This is a genomic window from Oceanisphaera pacifica, from assembly GCF_017498065.1.
Taxonomy (GTDB): Bacteria; Pseudomonadota; Gammaproteobacteria; order Enterobacterales; family Aeromonadaceae; genus Oceanimonas; species Oceanimonas pacifica.
Genome location: NZ_JAGDFX010000005.1, coordinates 66,123 through 84,327, shown reverse-complemented (window position 1 = coordinate 84,327; position 18,205 = coordinate 66,123). Strand labels below are relative to the sequence as shown.

Sequence of the window (18,205 nt, the reverse complement as noted above, 5' to 3'; positions counted from 1 at the left end):
CTGTTGGACATCAAGGTTTGGCACTATATTGTGATGCGCCCTTATTTCGTCTTTGCGAGCGTAGCGCGGCAATCAATTTCGAAAGAAAGCGCTACATCTAACGCTAACCGCTTTACATTAAAGAGAAACTGCGGTTTTGTTTTTTCGTCAGGCGCTTAGTGTAAAGAGTACGGCTGCTAAATCGCGTGTTAAGGCAGTTGACCGACCACTTGTGGCATGCCTTGGCGATGGCCAATAATTTGCTCAATCAGTTCTTGATTAGCACCTCGTTCTATCAAGGGCGTTAAGGTACTCATATCTAGTGGCGTTTCATCTGCTAAGCCCTCGGGCGTTAAGGGCTCATGAGACTCAATAAAGGTCTGCCCATACTCATCGGTACTCACTTTAAGGGCTTGATTAACAATTTGTACCTGTACGCCACGAGCCACCTGTGCAAATAACCATTCAACATGCTCAGGGTACATACGAATGCAGCCCGCACTGGAGCGCAAGCCGACATCTAATGGCGCATTGGTGCCGTGAATAAGATACTCGCCACGGCCATAGGCTAAACGCATGGCATACTCACCAAGCGGATTATCAGGTCCTGCAGGTACAACCGCAGGCAAAGGTTTGCCCATTTCTTCGTATTCGCGGCGGGTAGTGGTAGTGGGGGTCCAGGTCGGATCTTTACGCATTTGGCTAATGCTGGTGGTCATCTCAGGGGTTGAACGCCCGACACGACCAATACCAATAGGGAATACATAAACATCGCTGCCATCTTCAGGGTAGTAATAAAGACGCAGCTCAGCGAGGTTGATCACTATACCTTTAGTATCTGCGTTAGGCAGTAACAACTGATTAGGAATAATGACCTCTTGCCCTGGCTTTAATAATAATAAGTCTTGGTCTGGGTTGGCTGCCATCAACAAGATAGGACTCACTCCATAATACCGTGCTAGGCTGGCTAAGGTGTCTCCTTCTTGTGTGGTATGCAGTAATATTTGACCAACAGGCTGTCCTTTAGTTTTGGGCAGCGGCAGGGGAGTAATGTTAGCTAATACAGACGTGCTAGGTAGTAGCAGAAAGAGCAGTAAAATCGTTAATTTTTTCATAATAAAATTCTCGTCACCTGATCGTCGTATGGACTCTATTATATTAGTGCATCATTGCAGGTTAACTTTGAAGATACAAAAAAAAGGGACGCAGCTTTGCATCCCTTATTAGGCTAAAAAAGCGGATTAAGACTCTAGCTCTTTCAAGCACATTTCTTCATATACTTGTTTACACCAGTCTTTAACACGTTTTTGTGTTAGCTCTGGCTGGCGATCTTCATCAATGCCTAAACCAATAAAGTGAGCATCATCTACCAACCCTTGAGAGGCTTCAAACTCGTAGCCTTCAGTTGGCCAGTGACCGACTATAATGGCTCCTTTAGGCTCAATGATGTCACGCAGTGTACCCATGGCATCTAGGAAATACTCTGCATAATCTTCTTGGTCACCACAGCCAAAAATAGCCACTAACTTATCGTTAAAGTCGATGGTTTCTAGTTCAGGGAAAAAATCATCCCAATCGGCTTGAGATTCGCCGTAATACCAAGTTGGAATACCCAGTAGCAATAGATCGAAGCCAGCAATATCTTCTTTCGTACTCTTTGCAATATCATGTACGTCAATCAGATTTTTGCCCAGTTCTTTCTGGATCATTTTGGCAACGGCTTCGGTATTACCGGTATCACTTCCAAAAAATAGACCTACACTTGCCATAATAAAGTTGCACCTATCGAAAATGTGAATAATCAGGCCATGGGCCTATTGGCTGTCCTGTAGTTCAAGCTGTTGCAACAGCAAGACTTGGATCAAATCGGCTCGACTAAGCTGTTGCTCGGCGGCCAGTAAATTCAATCTAGTTAATAATGCCTGATCGACCTTTAGTTCTATGCGACTGAGGCCGCGTTCGCGATCACGCTTAAGTTGGTTACGCTTATTGAACTTAAGCTGCACTTCTCGTGGCAGAGGGTTGGTTTTAGGTCGACCTCGCCTGCGTTCATCAGCAAATAAATCCAGCGTTGTTCTATCGGTATCTTGCTTTGCCATGAGTTAACCTACACCGGATCCTTCCCATAACGCTTCTATAATGCCTTTTGCAATAAAGCCAGAGCAGCCTAAAAATAAGACGAGCCATACTACGTAACGGCCAAATTTAGGCACATTACCTCTCTTGAGTACATCTTGAATTGCGAGCCCAATCAACAGAAAAATAGCTACAAAAAAAAGCTTTAGGCCCCAAGTTTCTAGTAGCTCAATTTGTTCTAAAGACATCATATCGTCCGACCACTGTAAATTAGCGTTACTATAACATAAAGGATTTAAGGCTGTTAACTGACCTGAGCAAGGAAATCTTCTACTAGGCGATTAAATAACTGAGGTTTTTCTGCGTGTAACCAGTGCCCGGTGCCTGCTATTACCTTGGCTTTTGCTTTTGGAAACTGGCGTATCACCTCAGCTTGATACTCGGGGGTTAAATAATCCGACTCGCCGCCTTTAATAAAAAGAACTGGGCCTGAGTAGGGGGACTCAAAGCCTGGCCAGCCCATAATATTGGGGTAATGCTCCAGTAAAGCGGGCACGTTAAAACGCCAAGGCTTAGTGGGGCTATTGGGGATAAATGATTTTAATAAAAATTGGCGCACTCCCATCATCTGTACATGCTGGCCCAGTACTTCATCGGCTGATTTTCTATCTTGAGGCTCAGCCTTGATGACTGCTTGTAAACCGGCAAAGACTGCATTATGACGAGCTTGGGTATAGGCGACTGGCGCCATATCCGCAACTATAATGGCGCGGATCAGTTCAGGTGCCAGGCCGGCTGCCATCATGGCCACTTTTCCGCCCATAGAGTGGCCGATTAATATCGGCTTGCTTAATGCCAGCTGCTCGATAAGTGCGATAATATCCTTGGCCATTGTGGGATAGTCTAAGTGTGCACTGCGTGGTGAGAGCCCATGATTGCGCAAATCAACACTAATAACGTCATAATTTACGGCTAATGCCTTGCTCAAGCCATTTAAGTTATCCAAACTGCCAAATAAGCCGTGGATCACAATTACCGCTTGGCCTTGGCCTTGGCGACGAAAATTTAATTGCATGAGAGCTCCCTAGCGAGAATTTAAAGCAGATATTGTTGCTTGAACGTGCATTAGGCGCAACCCGCTTGGGCTCAACCCAAGCTCCATGTATAATCAGGCTCCGTCATTGGGAGTGGACATGCCAAACAACATGATGAAAAGCATAGAGATCGATGAAGATCTATATCGTTATATTGCCAGTAATACCCGCCATATTGGGGAGAGTGCGTCAGACATTCTTAGGCGTTTGTTACAGCTTGAGTCAGTTGAGGCTCAAGCTAAAGAGCCTGCAGCCAATGTAGCCAAAACTGCCGCCCCCGAGGTTGCAGTCGGCCAACGTGTTCAAGAAATGCTAAAAAGTAATGTATTAGTCGAGCAAGAATCGGCTATTGATCGCTTTATGCATATATTATCGGTTTTATATCAAGACAACCCCAGCGCTTTTGCTCAAGCGAGTGATATTAAAGGCCGTAAACGTATTTATTTTGCCGACGATGAAGCCGCTTTGTTAGCCAGTGGCAATACTACTAAGCCTAAAGCCATTGCAGGTAGTCCTTATTGGGTGATTACCAATACCAATACTGGACGTAAGCGCAATATAGTGGCGCAGCTAATGGCTGCCATGGGGTATTCGCATAGCTTGATTGAGCGAGTGTGTCATAGCATTTAATTTAAGTTAAACAGCTGAACGCTGATATAAGGAAGGACATGAGTAGACACCCCAGAGCCGGTATGCGTGCTAATGCCACTGAGCTGGTCAATGTTGCGCGATTAATATCTGCGTACTATCAATACATACCCGATGCATCTCAAGTAGAGCAACAGGTGTCTTTTGGTACCTCGGGGCATCGGGGATGCGCTTTGGATTTAAGCTTTAATGAAATGCATATCCATGCCATCTGTCAGGCAATTGCTGAATATCGCCACACACAACAGATAACGGGGCCTTTGTATTTAGGGATGGATACTCATGCTTTATCAGAAGCGGCTTGGGGCTCAGCGCTTGAAGTATTAACCGCCCACAACATTGAAGTAAGAATACAGCCTGAGCGAGGCTATACACCAACGCCTGTGGTGTCTCATGCCATCCTTAATCATAATCGGGTTCACCCTGCTGCATTAGCCGATGGCATCGTCATTACGCCTTCCCATAACCCGCCTCGTGATGGAGGCATCAAGTATAACGGCCCCGATGGTGGACCTGCTTCTAGCATTACCACAGGTTGGATCCAAGACAGAGCAAATCACCTTATTGCACAGCGAGGTAAAGGCATTAATAAACAGCCACTGGCTGAGGCACTAACCCAAGCCGTACCCTTTGACTATATTGACAATTACGTTAGTGAGTTAGGTGAAGTGATCGACATGGAGGCGATTCGTAAAGCTCAATTGCGAATAGGTGTCGATCCCCTAGGCGGTGCAGGTTTAGCTTACTGGCCGCATATTGCCAAACGCTATGGCCTTGATATTACCGTGGTTAACTCGAGCCAAGATCCAACTTTTTCATTTATGACGCTAGATCATGACGGAAAAATTCGCATGGACTGCTCAAGCCCCGATTGCATGGCTAACTTGCTAGGCATGAAAGACGACTTTGATATTGCTTGTGCTAATGATCCTGATTACGACCGCCATGGTATTGTAGATAGTGAAGGCTTAATGAATCCTAACCATTATTTAGCGGTATGCATTCATTATCTCTTTACCCATAGACCGGCTTGGTCTAATGATCTCGCAGTAGGAAAAACATTAGTTTCATCATCCATGATCGACCGCGTAGCGGCACAGTTAGGGCGGCGCTTAATGGAAGTGCCAGTGGGCTTTAAGTGGTATGTTAATGACTTACTTGAAGGTCATTTAGGATTTGGCGGAGAAGAAAGCGCTGGCGCTTCGTTTTTACGGATGAATGGTCAAGTATGGAGCACTGATAAAGACGGTTTTATCCCTTCTTTATTGGCCGCTGAAATATTAGCGGTCACAGGTCTTACACCGCATCAATATTACGCACAGCTGGTTGAGCAATTAGGCGATCCTGTGTATGCCCGTGTTGATGCCCCCGCCACTTTTGAACAAAAACAGATATTAGCCAAATTAGAGGCCGATGCGATAAAAGCTGAGACCTTGGCCGGTGACCCTATTATTGCACGGCTCACGCAGGCCCCTGGCAATAATGCCGCAATTGGCGGCCTTAAAGTGGTGACCGATCATGGCTGGTTTGCCGCGCGCCCTAGTGGTACCGAGCAGGTATATAAAATTTATGCTGAAAGCTTTCGGGGAGCTGAGCATCTAACGCGTCTTATTCAAGAGGCGCAATCGCTAGTAAACGCCACCTTTACTAAATCCGGTGTCTAGTTAACTGTTGTGAGGGGGAGGTGTGATGCGCTTAGCCTCCCTAACCCCTCACATTTTTAGGTGAGGTACCTATGAACGCCAGTCGACTTAATGATTTTCTCGCCCTCAGTTGTGCTCATCCGCACTACCTTGCACCCTTTAATGAAACCTTGCCTGATGGCACACAAATACAGGTGTGGAATACCGGTGTGGTGTGTATTGAACCCCCAGCACCTGCCAATCTCGATCTGGTGTTATCTTGTGGTATTCATGGTAATGAAACTGCGCCCATTGAGCTGTGTACTCGGTTACTGAATGATATTGTGAACGGTCGGCTGCGTTGCCAACAGCGATTACTACTGATCTTTGGCAATCTCTCAGCCATTAACTTAAATGTTCGCGAAGTGAAGACTAACCTCAATCGATTGTTTTCAGGAGCACACGGTTTAAAAGAGCATATAAAGGTGCAAGTACAGGCGGGCAGGGCGGCTGACGGGCAAGATACAGAGTCAGACAGAGCTGCGTGGCTGGAGCATTATGTGACTCGTTTTTATCAAAAGCGTAAGCATCATAATATTGAGCGGCGACATTACGACTTACATACCGCTATTCGTGCTTCACAATACCCCCAATTTGCTATCTACCCTTTTACTCATGGCGCCCCATATCACACCCGCGAGTTGGCATTTTTATGCCACTCAGATGTTAATACTATTTTGCTCGCGCACGGGCCTACTACCACCTTTAGCTATTTTAGTGCCCATCACTTTGGCGCCCATGCCTTTACTGTTGAGCTGGGTAAAGTACACCCCTTTGGTGAAAATGATGCCAGTCAAGTTGCGGCACTTGAACACAATTTAGCGCAACTGCTGCAAAAGCCAGACTGGCAGCCTCCTCAACTTAATGTTGCGCACATGCGTGTATTCCAAGTGTGCCAAGAAGTAATAAAACAAAGTGAACAGTTTTGTTTTCATTTTTCTGATGATGTGGCCAATTTTAGTACTTTTTCTCCTGGCACTTTGCTGGCAGAAGATGGTGATTGGCAATGGCGAGTCGGCGAAAAGCCGCAAGCTATAGTGTTTCCCAATGCCAAGGTCGCCTTACAGCAACGAGCAGCATTAATGGTAGAAGTAACTGAATTAAAAGGAAATATGTTGGTTTAAACACTAAAATTAGCGATGAGTTATTGTTAACAAAAGTTGCGTTAGATCACACTAGCACCTTTAAGTTTAATTACTTGATTTATTTTGTGAACAAAATGTAGATTTTTGGTGTCGATGTGTGTAATTTATTACTCATCAACATCCAGTCGATAGTATACAAGTAACGCTATGTCTTATATTAGCTGGTGCGTTATATTTTAATAAGTGAAGGAATCACAAATGAAGCAAATGAGTAAGCGCATTTTAACTGTTTCTGCATTGGCTATGGCCGTAGCCGCCCCTCACGTTAGCGCCGCTAACTGGTCTGATACCTCTGTCGGTTATCGTTATGGATCGGATTTTACGGAACCTTTTAATCCGAATGATGTGGAAAAGCATATACTAAGCCTGACCCACGCTAGCGGTTATGATTACGGACAAAACTTCTTCAACGTTGATTTGTTACAATCAGACAATCAAGATCCAGCGAATGGTGACGCACGAGGTGAGGGTGACGGTGCATTTGAAGCTTATGTGACTTATCGCCATCAGTTGCACTTAGGTAAAATATTTGATAAAGACTTAAGTTTCGGCCCAGTTAAAGAAGTTGGTCTAACTGCTGGTTTTGATCTGAATACCAAAAATACTGAAGTCGCTCCTCGCAAGCAAATGTTGGTAGTGGGCCCTACTTTAAAGTTTGATGTACCTAAAGGTTTCTTAGATTTTAGCGTGTTATACGCTCATGAGCGTAATCATAATGGAAAAAATAGCACCCTTCTTACTCCAAAACCTAATGATGTAACGTTTAATGACTACACAATCTATAACTTAACTTGGGGACTGCCTTTCCAAGTAGGTTCAGTACCCATGAAGTTCCAGGGCTTTGGTAACTACAATACGGCTAAAGGTAAGGGCACTACCGATGAGCAACTAGTACGTACCTCTTTAATGGTTGATGTAGGTCAGTTGGCTTTCAATAAGAACAACACTGTTTGGGCGGGTGTAGGTTACGAATATTGGAATAATAAGTTCGGTATTACTGGTGCTCCCGGTGTAGATACACATGCGCCAACCTTCAATTTAGAATGGCACTTCTAAGTATATTTAACGGTTAGCATATAGCCATTACAGATAAAAAGAGCGCCCAATGTGGCGCTCTTTTTATTGGTGGTACTAGCTAAACTGCCCTTTGGTCATTGCGAGTCGCGAAGCGACGCGGCAATCCATTTCAAAAGAAAGCGCTATGCCTAACGCTGAGCGCTTTACGTTAAAGAAAAACTACAGTTTTGTTTTTCATCAGGCACTCAGCGTAAAGCGTACGGCTGCTTGTTAGCGGTGACAGCCGTATTGGCTATACCGTCTTTTTTTCTGCTTTCGCCACCTTAGGGCCAAAAGGGTAGCGTCTATGGGTAAAAATATAATGATAGATGCTGGCAAAGCCAATCATAAACAAGGTGCCAAACAGAGTGGGTAAAATAAAGTCTAATGCGGCCAGTTCAGGATCAGCTAAGTAAATAAGAATCGGATTGGCACCGGCGGGTGGGTGTAAGGTATCGGTTAACACCATTAAGGTAAAACTTAAGCCAAAGCAAATTGCCAGTCCTATCATGGGGTCAGGTATGAACTTTAGGCCTATAATAGAAAGAATAGTGGTGAGTAAATGGCCCAAAATAACATGTTTAGGGCGAGATAAAGGGGCCGAGGGCAGCAGTAATAACAATACTAACGTTGCCCCTAATGGCGCACTCAAGATCATAAAGTGAGTCCAGTTCTTTAGATAACTCAATACAATGACGGCAGTAAAAGCGGCGAGTCCTGCGAGAGTGGCGTCGCGCAGTCGATGTTTTAAGTGCATATAACCTCAGTGTAAAAGGGTGAAGTGGATCTCAGGAAATTAAAAGTGTATTCAAAGTACATATCAATTTAAAGGTAAATGTAAAACGCGAATGTAATAACTTAGTACTGGAGGCGATATGAGTGAACATGAATCGTTACGTAAAGCCATAGCCTGGATCGTCGAGCATACGACGATTGACGAACATTTAGTGAATGAAGCCAGTCGGCGCTTTGACCTTTCTCCTTTAGATGATGCCTTTTTGCAGCAATACTTTGTTGAATTACAGCAGCCCAAGTCTCAAACTTCACCTGATAATACCGACCGTAAGCCAGAAAACGATCAAAGTGATTAATTAGTCAGCAATCAAACAATTAGCTGTTTACAGCAGGGCTAACTATCAGTACTATTCATCTCGTTCGGAGGGGTGGCAGAGTGGTTGAATGCACCGGTCTTGAAAACCGGCATGGGTTTATAGCCCATCCAGGGTTCAAATCCCTGCTCCTCCGCCATAAGAAAACAAAAAAGGCCTTGCTATATAGCAAGGCCTTTTTTGTGCCTGACATTTATCATTATTGTTTAAACCTTAACGCCTCTGTGCCATCGTCGGTGTTCTTTTGTAGATACTCTGTTGGATGTCAAGGCTTTGTACTATATTGTTATGCGCTCTTATTTCGTCTTTGCGGGCGTAGCGCGGCAATCCATTTCAAAGAAAGTGCTACGTCTAACGCTGACCGCTTTAGGTTAAAGAAAAACTGCGGTTTTGTTTTTTCGTCAGGCGCTCAACGTAAAGCGTATAGAAAGCCGGAAGCTCAGAGCTGGAAGCGGTAAGCTAAACAAAAACACTAAGGCATTTTTATTTTTGGTTTTACTTCCGGCTTCTAGCTTCAAGCTTATTACTGTCTGTTAGATGGATTGCCGCGTCGTTGCACTCCTCGCAATGACCAAAGGGGGGCTCTGGCTTTTTGTAAGGGCGAACTTATTCGCACAAGAAGCACAGCGCCAAGCTAATAAAAACGCCGCTTAGCTACATTAGCTAGGCGGCGTTTTTATTATTTCAGCTACAGCTTTAAAGCTAGCGCGCTGCTATGGCACTAATCATGCGATCTAGCGCTTGCTCTAGCATGGCGCGAGGGCAACCGAAGTTGATGCGAATAAAGTCGCTACCACCAAACTGACCTCCCGGAGAAACGCCCACACCAGCTTGCTCAAAAAAGCCCACCGGATCATCAAGCTTAAGAGCACTAATATCTACCCATGCCAAATACGTTGCCTCAGGGGATAACACCCTAACCCCCGATACTTGATTTAAGCGGGTGACCAATAAGTCGCGATTCTCGCGCAGGTACACTAGCTGTGCGGCCAGCCAGTCGTCGCCGTCTTGGTAAGCGGCTTCGGCAGCCACAAAACCTAATAAGTTTACATCAGCCATAATACCGCGTGCGGCACGGGTAAACTGCTGGCGTAACTTAGGGTTAGGAATAATGGCAAAAGAGCAGCATAAACCGGCAATATTAAAGGTCTTACTGGGGGCCATTAAGATCACACTGCGGTTAGCGGCGTCGTCACTCACGGCGGCATAAGGAATATGCGGCTTGCCTTCATCGAGCAATAGGTCACAGTGAATTTCGTCGGAGCAGACAATCACATTATGACGTTCGGCAATGTCATTAATGGCTTGTAGCTCTGCTTGGGTATAAATAGTGCCACCAGGGTTGTGTGGGTTACACAATAAGAAAAGATCACTGTGTTTGGCTTGCTCTTCAAGTTGTGTCAAATCGAGTAACCAGCGGCCGTCTTGTTCAACCATATCCACATAAGCCGCTTTACGACCATGAAAACCTGGAGCGTGTAAAAATGGATAATAGATAGGCTTAGCAGTAATAATATTGCTATTGGGCTCGGTAAAAGTATCACACGCAAGGTTGAGTGCAGGCACCACACCCGGCATATATACCAGCCAATCGGCGTCTATGTGCCAGTCATACAAATCGGCCATGCGCTTGATAATAAGCTCAGTGAGTTGTGGGCTGGGGCGACTATAGCCAAAAATACCGTGCTCAACACGCTCAGATAACGCCTTAATGACTGCGGGTGGCGCTTTAAATTCCGTATCGGCTACCCACATAGGTAAAATATCGGTGCCTTCGTATTTAAGCCATTTAAGGGCACGGGTAGGGCGTCTGTCTATCCACTGATCAAAATCAAACATTAGGGATCCTTGTCAACTGTTAAGGGGCTAGCATAAGGAAGGCGTTGGCCACTGGCAAGATCAAGCCTAGGTTGTGTTCTTGTCAGGCAAGCCGTAATGATGGCGAATAAGGGTTAATAGTAAACTAGCAGCCGGGCCGGGCGGGGTGCTTTGGGGTAATATTAAATGGGTAAATCGCTTACGTTGTACTTGGTTGGTCATGGTAAGGCGAGTCAATATATTGGCCTGAATAAGCGGTGCCACTACATCTTGCGGTAGCCAAGCAAAGCCAACGCCTCGGCGTAATAAAGACAAAGTGTCATGTAGGTGGTTAATCACCCAAGGTTGCTCTGTTCCTTCCCAACCTTCTTCTGATTCATTACCATCGGCCAATATTAATTCTAACTCTTGCTCTAGATCGTGAGAGCTAACCTCTGCCAGTGTTGCAAGCCGGTGTGTTGATGAGCATACCGGTAAATAAGCGGTCGTAATCAGCGGTAAGCTGGTGACACCACTAAATGCTTTGCTGGCAAAGACTAAGTCTGCTGCCTGTTGCTTGATAACAGCGGCACAGCCGCTGGGCTGGGCTTCTGCTAAGTGGATGCGACACCCTCGCGAGCGAGCAGAAAAATCAGCTAATGCTTGATATAAAGGCTGGCGTGGTAGAGATGCTTCTACCACAATTCGCAAAACCGGCTCCCAGCCACTGGCGAGCACATCAGCCAACAACTCCAGCTCTTCAATTCCTTGAGTTAGCTTACGAGAGCGCCGCAAAAAAACTTCTCCCTCAGGAGTAAGAAAGGCCTTGCGACCTTTCACTTCTAGCAGGGAAACCTCTAATCCTTGTTGTAATTTTGCTACGGCATGGTTGAGAGATGACTGGCTTTTATTCAGTATTTTAGCGGCTTGGGCATAACCTCCGTGGTCTACCACTGCCTGAAATATTCGCCACTGCTCTACCGTACTTTTGGGACGATACATGGCTTGTTATATCCTTGTCACAAGCGCTCAGTCTATCAATCTGAGCTAAGAGCTAATAATAAAAATACCGTGCTTAGATGCTGTTATGGCTTAAGATGTGCTGCCTGAGCGAACTTTATCTGGTTGAGCATCCAGAGATTGACCACGAACATCACGGCTATCTGCCCCCATTAAATACAGATAAAGGGGCATAATTTGTTCTGGAGTCCGTAATGTTGCGGGATCTTCTCCTGGGTAAGCCCGTGAGCGCATATCGGTACGAGTTGCGCCGGGGTTAATGCAGTTTACCCGCACTTGAGTATTACTCAGTTCATCGGCCAATACTTGCATCATGCCTTCGGTGGCAAACTTTGAAATAGCATAAGGCCCCCAATAAGCGCGCCCTTGTTTGCCAACCCCTGAGCTGGTGTAAACGATAGATGCGTGCTCAGTCGCTTTTAATAATGGCAGCAGTGCTTGAGTCAGTAAAAATTGCGAGCGAAGGTTAATTTGCATGACCTTGTCCCACTCATCTTCACCAATCATTTCAAACGGGCCCAGTACACTTAAGTGACTGGCATTAAACAATACTCCGTTAAGTTGTCCAAATTGTTGTTTTAAAGTTTCGGCCATCTGTTGATAATGATCTTTGGTAGCGCCCTCTAAATCGAGGGGAATAATGGCCGGCTCTGGGCTACCTTGGGCTAATAGCTCATCGTATACCGCTTCTAACTTACTGACGGTTTTTCCTAACAGCACTACGGTGGCACCATGAGCACCGTAGTGCAGTGCGGCTTGGCGGCCGATACCGTCGCCGGCGCCGGTAATTAAAATCACTTTGTTGTTAAGTAAGTCAGCAGCTGCTTGATAGTTATGCATATCGGCTTGGGTCTCTTTAAACATTAATATAGAGCGATCAAACCAGACTATGAGCAGGGATGCCAGTACTTAACAACAAAATCAATATAAAAAGGGCATTGGTGTTCGTGCTTAAGGCTTTTACAATGAGGTAAGTAGTTAAATTTTAGTAATCACTTCTTGCCATTTTGATAATTAAAGGAAATATCATGTTGGAATTTTTATATGAGTATGGCTTGTTTGCCGCCAAAGTGTTGACGGCTGTGGTCGCCATTGGCGTTGTAGTGGCGCTGATAGCGGGTACGGCATCGCGACAAAATCGCAGCGGCGATAAGCTGGAGGTGGACGATCTGAGCGCAGATTTACGCCGCCAGCAGCGCCAGCTACAAATGGCCACCGCCACCAAGGATAGCGAGCGTAAAGCGCTAAAGCAGCAATTTAAACAAGCAGCCAAGGCCGAAAAAAAGCAAGCAGGCACCACTGAACGTCTCTATGTTTTAGACTTTAAGGGTAGTATGGATGCCAATGAGGTGAGCGGGCTAAGCCGTGAAATTACAGGGTTACTGCAGCTGGCCAAGGCCGGTGATGAAGTTTTGTTGCGTTTAGAGTCAGGCGGCGGTGTGGTGCACGGTTATGGGTTAGGGGCGGCAGAGCTTGCACGGCTTAAAGACAAAGGGCTACATCTGACGGTGGCGGTTGATAAAGTGGCCGCCAGCGGCGGATATATGATGGCGTGTGTGGCTGAGCGTATTATTGCCGCGCCCTTTGCCATTGTGGGCTCCATTGGCGTAGTGGCACAAATGCCAAACTTTAATAAGTTTTTAAAAGGCAAAGACATAGACGTCGAATTACACACAGCCGGTGCCTATAAGCGTACCTTAACCCTGTTTGGCGAAAACGATGATGAAGGGCGCGCTAAGTTTCGTGAAGAGTTAGAAGTGATTCACCATCGCTTTAAAGATTTTATTGCACAAAACCGTCCGGCATTGGCGCTAGATGAGGTGGCCACCGGCGAACATTGGCTGGCCACCGATGCCAAAAAATTAGGTTTGGTTGATGAATTATCGACCAGTAGCGAATATTTGTTGGCGCAAAGTGAGCATAAACGGATAATCCGCTTACATTTTGCTCCTAAACAAAGTCTAAAGCACAAACTAGGGAAAGCTGCAGAAATGGGCGTCAGCCGCGCCGTCACCAAACTCATAGAAGCCGGCCAGCGACCGTTTTATTAATGAAAAAAGACTCATAACCCTTCGCAACGCAATCCACGGGCCCACGAAAGAAGAGCCAGTTTAAAGACGAAAAGCTTATTACTTGTAAGCTCTTACACCTTAAAAAGAGTTTTTCGATCTTATCTCATCTTAATTTTTCCGTGGATTTTGTGGCAGAAATAGGTTTAGCTTTTAAGGTTTATACCGTCCATCACCCTTTAGGTGTTAACGCTGAAACGGATACACGCCACCTAGCTGGAGTATTTGTGTTAGCTCATCGAGCGCGGTGCGCGACTCTTGTAATAAGGCGGGGTCGCGCAAATCATTGAGTGTGAGCCGATCACGATAATGTTGATCAATCCAACGATTAAGGCGGTTAAATAAGGTCTGACTCATCAAACAGGCAGGGTTGGTCGCGGCTAACTCTGCTTTATTTAAAGCCACCCTTAATCGTAAGCAAGCCGGGCCGCCCCCGTTTTGCATGCTCTGTTTAACATCAATATAGTGCACCTCTTTTATCGGAGTATTTAAAGACGGCAACTGCTCTAAATAGGCGTTGACTGAACTTATTTCAGCGCACTCTGTAGGAGCGATAAGCGCCATGTGTCCAGACTTAAGGGTGACTAATTGGGTGTTAAACAAATAGCTGCGAATGGCATCAGACAGGGGCACCTGATTTGGCGCTACCTCAATAAAATGTAGCTGTGTATCGGGCATCTTTTGACGGATCTGCTGCAACACGCTTTGTGTGTCTAAAAAAGCAGATTGATGATAAAAAAGGACGTTTTGATTACCCACCGCAATCACATCGTTGTGAAATACCCCTTGATCAATTACCGCCGGATTTTGGGCAATAAAGAGTGTATTAGACTCATTTAAACCATGCAGTCGCGCCACAGCCTGAGACCCTTCTAGGGTTTGGCGAGCAGGGTAGCGTTTGGGCGCAGCTTGGCTGCTATCAAAGGCACTGCGACCATAAACAAATAGCTCGAGCCCGGGTCTATCGTAGCGAGCGCACAGGCGAGTATGATTGGCAGCACCTTCATCACCCAAGGCTTCGTGGCTTGGTAGGGCGCTATGATGGCAAAAGTAGGTCTCATCAGGAAATACGCGGCGCAAAATACGCCCCGTTACTTCATGTTCAATGGCGCGGTGAAACTTATTGACCAAGTTTGCGGGTGTGAAATGTACACGACCATCTTGGGTATCAGCACTAGGAGAGACAGTGGCGGCGTTGGCCGTCCACATACTTGAGGCTGAGTAACAGGCTGCCAGCAAGGCGGGACTGTCGCGATACGCTTTTTCTAATACTTGAGCATCATTGCCGCTAAAGCCTAATTGACGTAGCGTAGCCATATCGGGGCGCTCTTGAGGAGCCAGTACGCCTTGCACCAGTCCTAACTCGCTTAGCCGGTGCATTTTTTGTAAGCCTTGCTTCGCAGCTTGCTTTGGGTTGGAATGTACATGGGCGTGTTGGTGTGAGGCGACATTGCCATAAGATAAACCGGCATAATTGTGTGTGGGCCCCACAAGGCCATCAAAGTTCACTTCGTGTGTGATACTGGTGTTGGTTTTTTTTATTGTAGATGTCATTACCCTACCTTCTAAAATACGCGCGGCGAGTCAGCCAGCTAATATGAGTCAGTGTAGTGAAACTTTGTCTGTACTTGTAACCTAACATTAACAACAGCTATCATCTTTGTGTTAACAATGCATAAAAAGCGCTCGAACAAACAGTCTAATCAAAAAAGCGGTTGATTCTTGTGAGTATCAAGGTGTTAATAAGTACAGAGATATACCATTAAATTATTTCCGGCACTAGCTTGGCAAATTTGCATTTTACGGCGTTTTCACTTATACAGCCGTCATTACCTTGCCGCCGGACCCCGAATGTGGGCCAGACTTTAAGGATTTAAACGCGCTTTATGAGTAAATCGCTGGTTATAGTGGAATCGCCTGCTAAGGCAAAAACCATCAACAAATATCTGGGTAAAGACTATATCGTCAAATCCAGTGTCGGCCATGTGCGTGATTTGCCTACCGCAGGCTCGTCCGTTGTTAAAAAAGCGCCGGCTAAAAAAACAGATACTAAATCGTTGAGCCCAGAGCAAAAAGCCAAGCTTAAACGCGAGAAGGATCAAAAAGCCTTAATTGCTCGCATGGGTATCGATCCTAACAAGGGTTGGAAAGCCAACTACCAAGTGTTGCCGGGCAAAGAAAAAGTAGTGACAGAGTTACAAGCCTTGGCCGAAAAAGCAGACATTGTTTATCTGGCAACGGATTTGGACCGCGAAGGGGAAGCCATTGCATGGCACTTAAAAGAGCTGATCGGTGGTGACGATGCACGCTTTAAGCGGGTGGTATTTAATGAAATCACCAAATCAGCCATTCAAGATGCTTTTAGTGAGCCATCGGAGCTCAACCAAAACCGTGTTAATGCACAACAAGCCCGTCGATTTTTAGACCGCGTTGTGGGTTATATGGTGTCGCCGCTATTGTGGAAAAAAGTGGCTCGCGGCTTGTCTGCCGGTCGTGTGCAATCGGTGGCGGTACGCTTGCTGGTTGAAAAAGAGCGCGAAATTAAAGCTTTTGTTCCTGAAGAGTTTTGGGATATTCAAGCCCAGTTAAGTAATGATAAAAAGCTGGCGCTGTCGATGGCGGTGGCTAAGTACCAAGGGAAAGAGTTTAGGCCCAACAACGAAGCAGACACCATGGCGGCGGTGAATACGCTCAATGCGAGCCGCTTTGAAGTGGTGTCTCGAGATGACAAGCCTACGCAAAGCAAAGCGCCTGCGCCTTTTATTACCTCTACGTTACAGCAAGCGGCCAGTACCCGATTAAGCTTTGGGGTTAAGCGCACCATGATGCTGGCGCAGCGCTTGTATGAAGCCGGTTATATTACCTATATGCGTACCGACTCCACCAACTTAAGCCAAGAGGCGGTGGGCAGTGCCCGAGAATATATTGCACAAGAATACGGTGCTAATTATTTGCCCGACAACCCCAATGTGTATAGCGCTAAAGCTAATGCTCAGGAAGCCCACGAGGCGATTCGTCCCTCAGACGTGGCGTTAAGTGTTGATAAGTTGCAAGGCATGGAGGCGGATGCTAAGCGGTTATACGACCTGATTTGGCGCCAGTTTGTGGCCTGCCAAATGGTGCCAGCTTTATACGATAGCACCACTATTAAAGTGCAGGCAGACGATTATGAGTTAAGAGCCCGTGGTCGTATTTTACGCTTTGCCGGTTGGACCAAGGTACAAGAAGCCACGACCGGTCGTAAGGGCGAAAATACCGAGCTACCGGCCGTTCAAGAGGGGGAAATATTAACCCTTAACCAACTTGATCCTAAGCAACACTTTACCAAGCCACCGGCACGTTTTAGTGAAGCCTCTTTGGTCAGAGAGTTAGAAAAACGCGGTATTGGCCGACCTTCAACTTATGCGTCTATTATCTCGACCATTCAAGATAGAGGTTACGTTAAAGTAGAAAGTCGTCGTTTTTATGCAGAGAAAATGGGTGAAATCGTCGCCGACCGACTGCAAGAAAGCTTTGCTGAGCTGATGAATTATGACTTTACCGCCCAAATGGAAAGCAAGCTCGATGAAATTGCCGACGGTGAGCTGAATTGGACCCAAGTGTTAGATGCTTTTTATGCTGAATTTAGTGAAGAGCTAACCAAAGCAGAGCAACCAGCCGATGATGGCGGTATGCGTACTAATGACATGGTGTTTACTGACATTGAATGCCCCACCTGTGGTCGAGAAATGGGTATTCGTACTGCCAGCACAGGGGTATTTTTAGGCTGCTCGGGTTACGCACTGCCCCCTAAAGAGCGCTGTAAGCAAACCATTAACCTGATCCCAGGTGATGAGTTTGTATTAGCCAATGATGACGAAGCCGAAACAGAAGCACTGCGGGCTAAGCATCGTTGTCATAAGTGCGGCACCGCCATGGATGCTTACTTAATTGATGAACAGCGCAAACTGCATGTTTGTGGCCAAAACCCCGACTGTGAAGGTTATGAGCTAGAAGAAGGGCAGTTTAAGCTTAAAGGCTATGAAGGCCCTGTGATTGACTGCGAGCGCTGTGAGTCAGAAATGCAGTTGAAAACTGGGCGTTTTGGTAAATACATGGCCTGCACCAATGAAGAGTGTAAAAACACCCGTAAGATCTTAAAAAATGGTGAGGTTGCACCGCCTAAAGAAGATCCAGTACATTTGCCTGAGTTACCTTGTACGCAGTCAGATGCCTACTTTGTGTTACGCGACGGGGCAGCGGGTATTTTTATGGCCGCCAGTAACTTCCCTAAATCTCGGGAGACGCGTGCTCCTTTGGTGGAAGAGCTAGTACGCTTTAAAGACAGATTGTCACCTAAGTTTGCCTATTTAACCGAAGCACCGGTAAAAGATCCCGATGGTAATAAGTCGGTAGTGCGCTTTAGTCGTAAGAATAAAGAACAATATGTGATGACTGAAATTGATAAAAAAGCCACTGGCTGGACGGCTCACTATGTAGATGGTAAGTGGGAACAACGCCAAAAAGGTAAAAAGTAGTATACTAAGGCCA

At 46.1% G+C, this 18,205-nt stretch carries 17 protein-coding genes and 1 tRNA gene; 8 read left to right on the top strand and 10 right to left on the bottom strand.

All coding sequences use genetic code 11. The annotated features are described in order from the left end of the window. Positions 1–188 precede the first annotated feature (188 nt). From J3U76_RS05490 to J3U76_RS05470, 5 genes are all read right to left on the bottom strand, one after another. Entirely contained in the window at positions 189–1,094 is a 906-nt protein-coding gene (locus J3U76_RS05490; RefSeq protein ID WP_208004903.1) for a L,D-transpeptidase family protein, read from the bottom strand. A gap of 126 nt (positions 1,095–1,220) precedes the next feature. Beyond that, complete coding sequence (gene fldA, locus J3U76_RS05485; protein ID WP_208004899.1) at positions 1,221–1,748, bottom strand: flavodoxin FldA; 528 nt, start codon at positions 1,746–1,748, stop codon at positions 1,221–1,223. Between the two features lie 45 nt (positions 1,749–1,793). Next, positions 1,794–2,078 (bottom strand): LexA regulated protein, encoded by a 285-nt coding sequence (ybfE, locus tag J3U76_RS05480; protein WP_208004897.1) that lies wholly within the window; start codon positions 2,076–2,078, stop codon positions 1,794–1,796. Positions 2,079–2,081: 3 nt separating this feature from the next. After that, positions 2,082–2,303, bottom strand: coding sequence for a DUF2788 domain-containing protein (locus J3U76_RS05475; protein ID WP_208005022.1), 222 nt, complete (start codon positions 2,301–2,303; stop codon positions 2,082–2,084). A 56-nt stretch (positions 2,304–2,359) separates the two neighbouring features. After that, positions 2,360–3,130, bottom strand: coding sequence for an alpha/beta fold hydrolase (locus J3U76_RS05470; RefSeq protein ID WP_208004895.1), 771 nt, complete (start codon positions 3,128–3,130; stop codon positions 2,360–2,362). Positions 3,131–3,263: 133 nt separating this feature from the next. Between J3U76_RS05470 and seqA the strand changes: the two genes are divergently transcribed. The 4 genes from seqA to J3U76_RS05450 all read left to right on the top strand — a co-directional run bounded on the left by seqA (position 3,264) and on the right by J3U76_RS05450 (position 7,680). Then, positions 3,264–3,779, top strand: a complete 516-nt coding sequence (seqA, locus tag J3U76_RS05465; protein WP_208005021.1) for a replication initiation negative regulator SeqA — start codon at positions 3,264–3,266, stop codon at positions 3,777–3,779. Between the two features lie 38 nt (positions 3,780–3,817). Then, the gene (gene pgm / locus J3U76_RS05460; RefSeq protein ID WP_208004893.1) at positions 3,818–5,461 is read left to right on the top strand and encodes a phosphoglucomutase (alpha-D-glucose-1,6-bisphosphate-dependent); all 1,644 of its coding nucleotides are present in this window, start codon (positions 3,818–3,820) and stop codon (positions 5,459–5,461) included. Positions 5,462–5,532: 71 nt separating this feature from the next. Further along, entirely contained in the window at positions 5,533–6,603 is a 1,071-nt protein-coding gene (astE, locus tag J3U76_RS05455; protein WP_208004891.1) for a succinylglutamate desuccinylase, read from the top strand. Between the two features lie 219 nt (positions 6,604–6,822). Next, positions 6,823–7,680, top strand: a complete 858-nt coding sequence (locus J3U76_RS05450) for an outer membrane protein OmpK (protein WP_208004888.1) — start codon at positions 6,823–6,825, stop codon at positions 7,678–7,680. 253 nt (positions 7,681–7,933) lie between these two features. On the opposite strand, the gene J3U76_RS05445 is transcribed toward J3U76_RS05450, so the two are convergent. Beyond that, on the bottom strand, positions 7,934–8,437 hold the full coding sequence (locus J3U76_RS05445; protein WP_208004887.1) for an HPP family protein: 504 nt from the start codon (positions 8,435–8,437) through the stop codon (positions 7,934–7,936). Positions 8,438–8,555: 118 nt separating this feature from the next. Between J3U76_RS05445 and J3U76_RS05440 the strand changes: the two genes are divergently transcribed. Together J3U76_RS05440 and J3U76_RS05435 are read left to right on the top strand one after the other, a co-directional pair. Further along, positions 8,556–8,771, top strand: a complete 216-nt coding sequence (locus J3U76_RS05440; RefSeq protein ID WP_208004885.1) for a hypothetical protein — start codon at positions 8,556–8,558, stop codon at positions 8,769–8,771. A 66-nt stretch (positions 8,772–8,837) separates the two neighbouring features. Beyond that, positions 8,838–8,928 (top strand) — tRNA-Ser (locus J3U76_RS05435). Positions 8,929–9,491: 563 nt separating this feature from the next. Here J3U76_RS05435 and J3U76_RS05430 read toward each other — a convergent pair. From J3U76_RS05430 to J3U76_RS05420, 3 genes are all read right to left on the bottom strand, one after another. After that, positions 9,492–10,628 (bottom strand): MalY/PatB family protein, encoded by a 1,137-nt coding sequence (locus J3U76_RS05430; RefSeq protein ID WP_208004884.1) that lies wholly within the window; start codon positions 10,626–10,628, stop codon positions 9,492–9,494. A gap of 66 nt (positions 10,629–10,694) precedes the next feature. Next, positions 10,695–11,588 carry a LysR family transcriptional regulator gene (locus J3U76_RS05425; protein ID WP_208004883.1) on the bottom strand — a complete coding sequence of 298 codons (894 nt, stop codon included), beginning with the start codon at positions 11,586–11,588 and terminating at the stop codon, positions 10,695–10,697. A 90-nt stretch (positions 11,589–11,678) separates the two neighbouring features. Beyond that, entirely contained in the window at positions 11,679–12,446 is a 768-nt protein-coding gene (locus tag J3U76_RS05420) for a YciK family oxidoreductase (protein ID WP_208005020.1), read from the bottom strand. Between the two features lie 191 nt (positions 12,447–12,637). On the opposite strand from J3U76_RS05420, the gene sohB reads away from it, so the two are divergent. Next, positions 12,638–13,657, top strand: coding sequence for a protease SohB (gene sohB, locus J3U76_RS05415; RefSeq protein ID WP_208005019.1), 1,020 nt, complete (start codon positions 12,638–12,640; stop codon positions 13,655–13,657). A 204-nt stretch (positions 13,658–13,861) separates the two neighbouring features. On the opposite strand, the gene astB is transcribed toward sohB, so the two are convergent. Continuing rightward, positions 13,862–15,229 (bottom strand): N-succinylarginine dihydrolase, encoded by a 1,368-nt coding sequence (gene astB / locus J3U76_RS05410; RefSeq protein WP_243454088.1) that lies wholly within the window; start codon positions 15,227–15,229, stop codon positions 13,862–13,864. A gap of 332 nt (positions 15,230–15,561) precedes the next feature. On the opposite strand from astB, the gene topA reads away from it, so the two are divergent. Next, entirely contained in the window at positions 15,562–18,192 is a 2,631-nt protein-coding gene (gene topA, locus J3U76_RS05405) for a type I DNA topoisomerase (RefSeq protein ID WP_208004882.1), read from the top strand. Positions 18,193–18,205 lie beyond the last annotated feature (13 nt).

Bases quoted from the DNA above. Each gene is read 5' to 3' on its own strand.
- astE (WP_208004891.1), top strand. From the start codon at position 5,533: ATGAACGCCAGTCGACTTAATGATTTTCTCGCCCTCAGTTGTGCTCAT.
- topA (WP_208004882.1), top strand. From the start codon at position 15,562: ATGAGTAAATCGCTGGTTATAGTGGAATCGCCTGCTAAGGCAAAAACC.
- pgm (WP_208004893.1), top strand. From the start codon at position 3,818: ATGAGTAGACACCCCAGAGCCGGTATGCGTGCTAATGCCACTGAGCTG.
- ybfE (WP_208004897.1), bottom strand. From the start codon at position 2,078: ATGGCAAAGCAAGATACCGATAGAACAACGCTGGATTTATTTGCTGAT.
- J3U76_RS05490 (WP_208004903.1), bottom strand. From the start codon at position 1,094: ATGAAAAAATTAACGATTTTACTGCTCTTTCTGCTACTACCTAGCACG.
- J3U76_RS05420 (WP_208005020.1), bottom strand. From the start codon at position 12,446: ATGCATAACTATCAAGCAGCTGCTGACTTACTTAACAACAAAGTGATT.
- J3U76_RS05425 (WP_208004883.1), bottom strand. From the start codon at position 11,588: ATGTATCGTCCCAAAAGTACGGTAGAGCAGTGGCGAATATTTCAGGCA.
- J3U76_RS05475 (WP_208005022.1), bottom strand. From the start codon at position 2,303: ATGTCTTTAGAACAAATTGAGCTACTAGAAACTTGGGGCCTAAAGCTT.
- J3U76_RS05445 (WP_208004887.1), bottom strand. From the start codon at position 8,437: ATGCACTTAAAACATCGACTGCGCGACGCCACTCTCGCAGGACTCGCC.
- astB (WP_243454088.1), bottom strand. From the start codon at position 15,229: ATGACATCTACAATAAAAAAAACCAACACCAGTATCACACACGAAGTG.
- fldA (WP_208004899.1), bottom strand. From the start codon at position 1,748: ATGGCAAGTGTAGGTCTATTTTTTGGAAGTGATACCGGTAATACCGAA.
- J3U76_RS05440 (WP_208004885.1), top strand. From the start codon at position 8,556: ATGAGTGAACATGAATCGTTACGTAAAGCCATAGCCTGGATCGTCGAG.
- J3U76_RS05450 (WP_208004888.1), top strand. From the start codon at position 6,823: ATGAAGCAAATGAGTAAGCGCATTTTAACTGTTTCTGCATTGGCTATG.
- J3U76_RS05430 (WP_208004884.1), bottom strand. From the start codon at position 10,628: ATGTTTGATTTTGATCAGTGGATAGACAGACGCCCTACCCGTGCCCTT.
- seqA (WP_208005021.1), top strand. From the start codon at position 3,264: ATGAAAAGCATAGAGATCGATGAAGATCTATATCGTTATATTGCCAGT.
- J3U76_RS05470 (WP_208004895.1), bottom strand. From the start codon at position 3,130: ATGCAATTAAATTTTCGTCGCCAAGGCCAAGGCCAAGCGGTAATTGTG.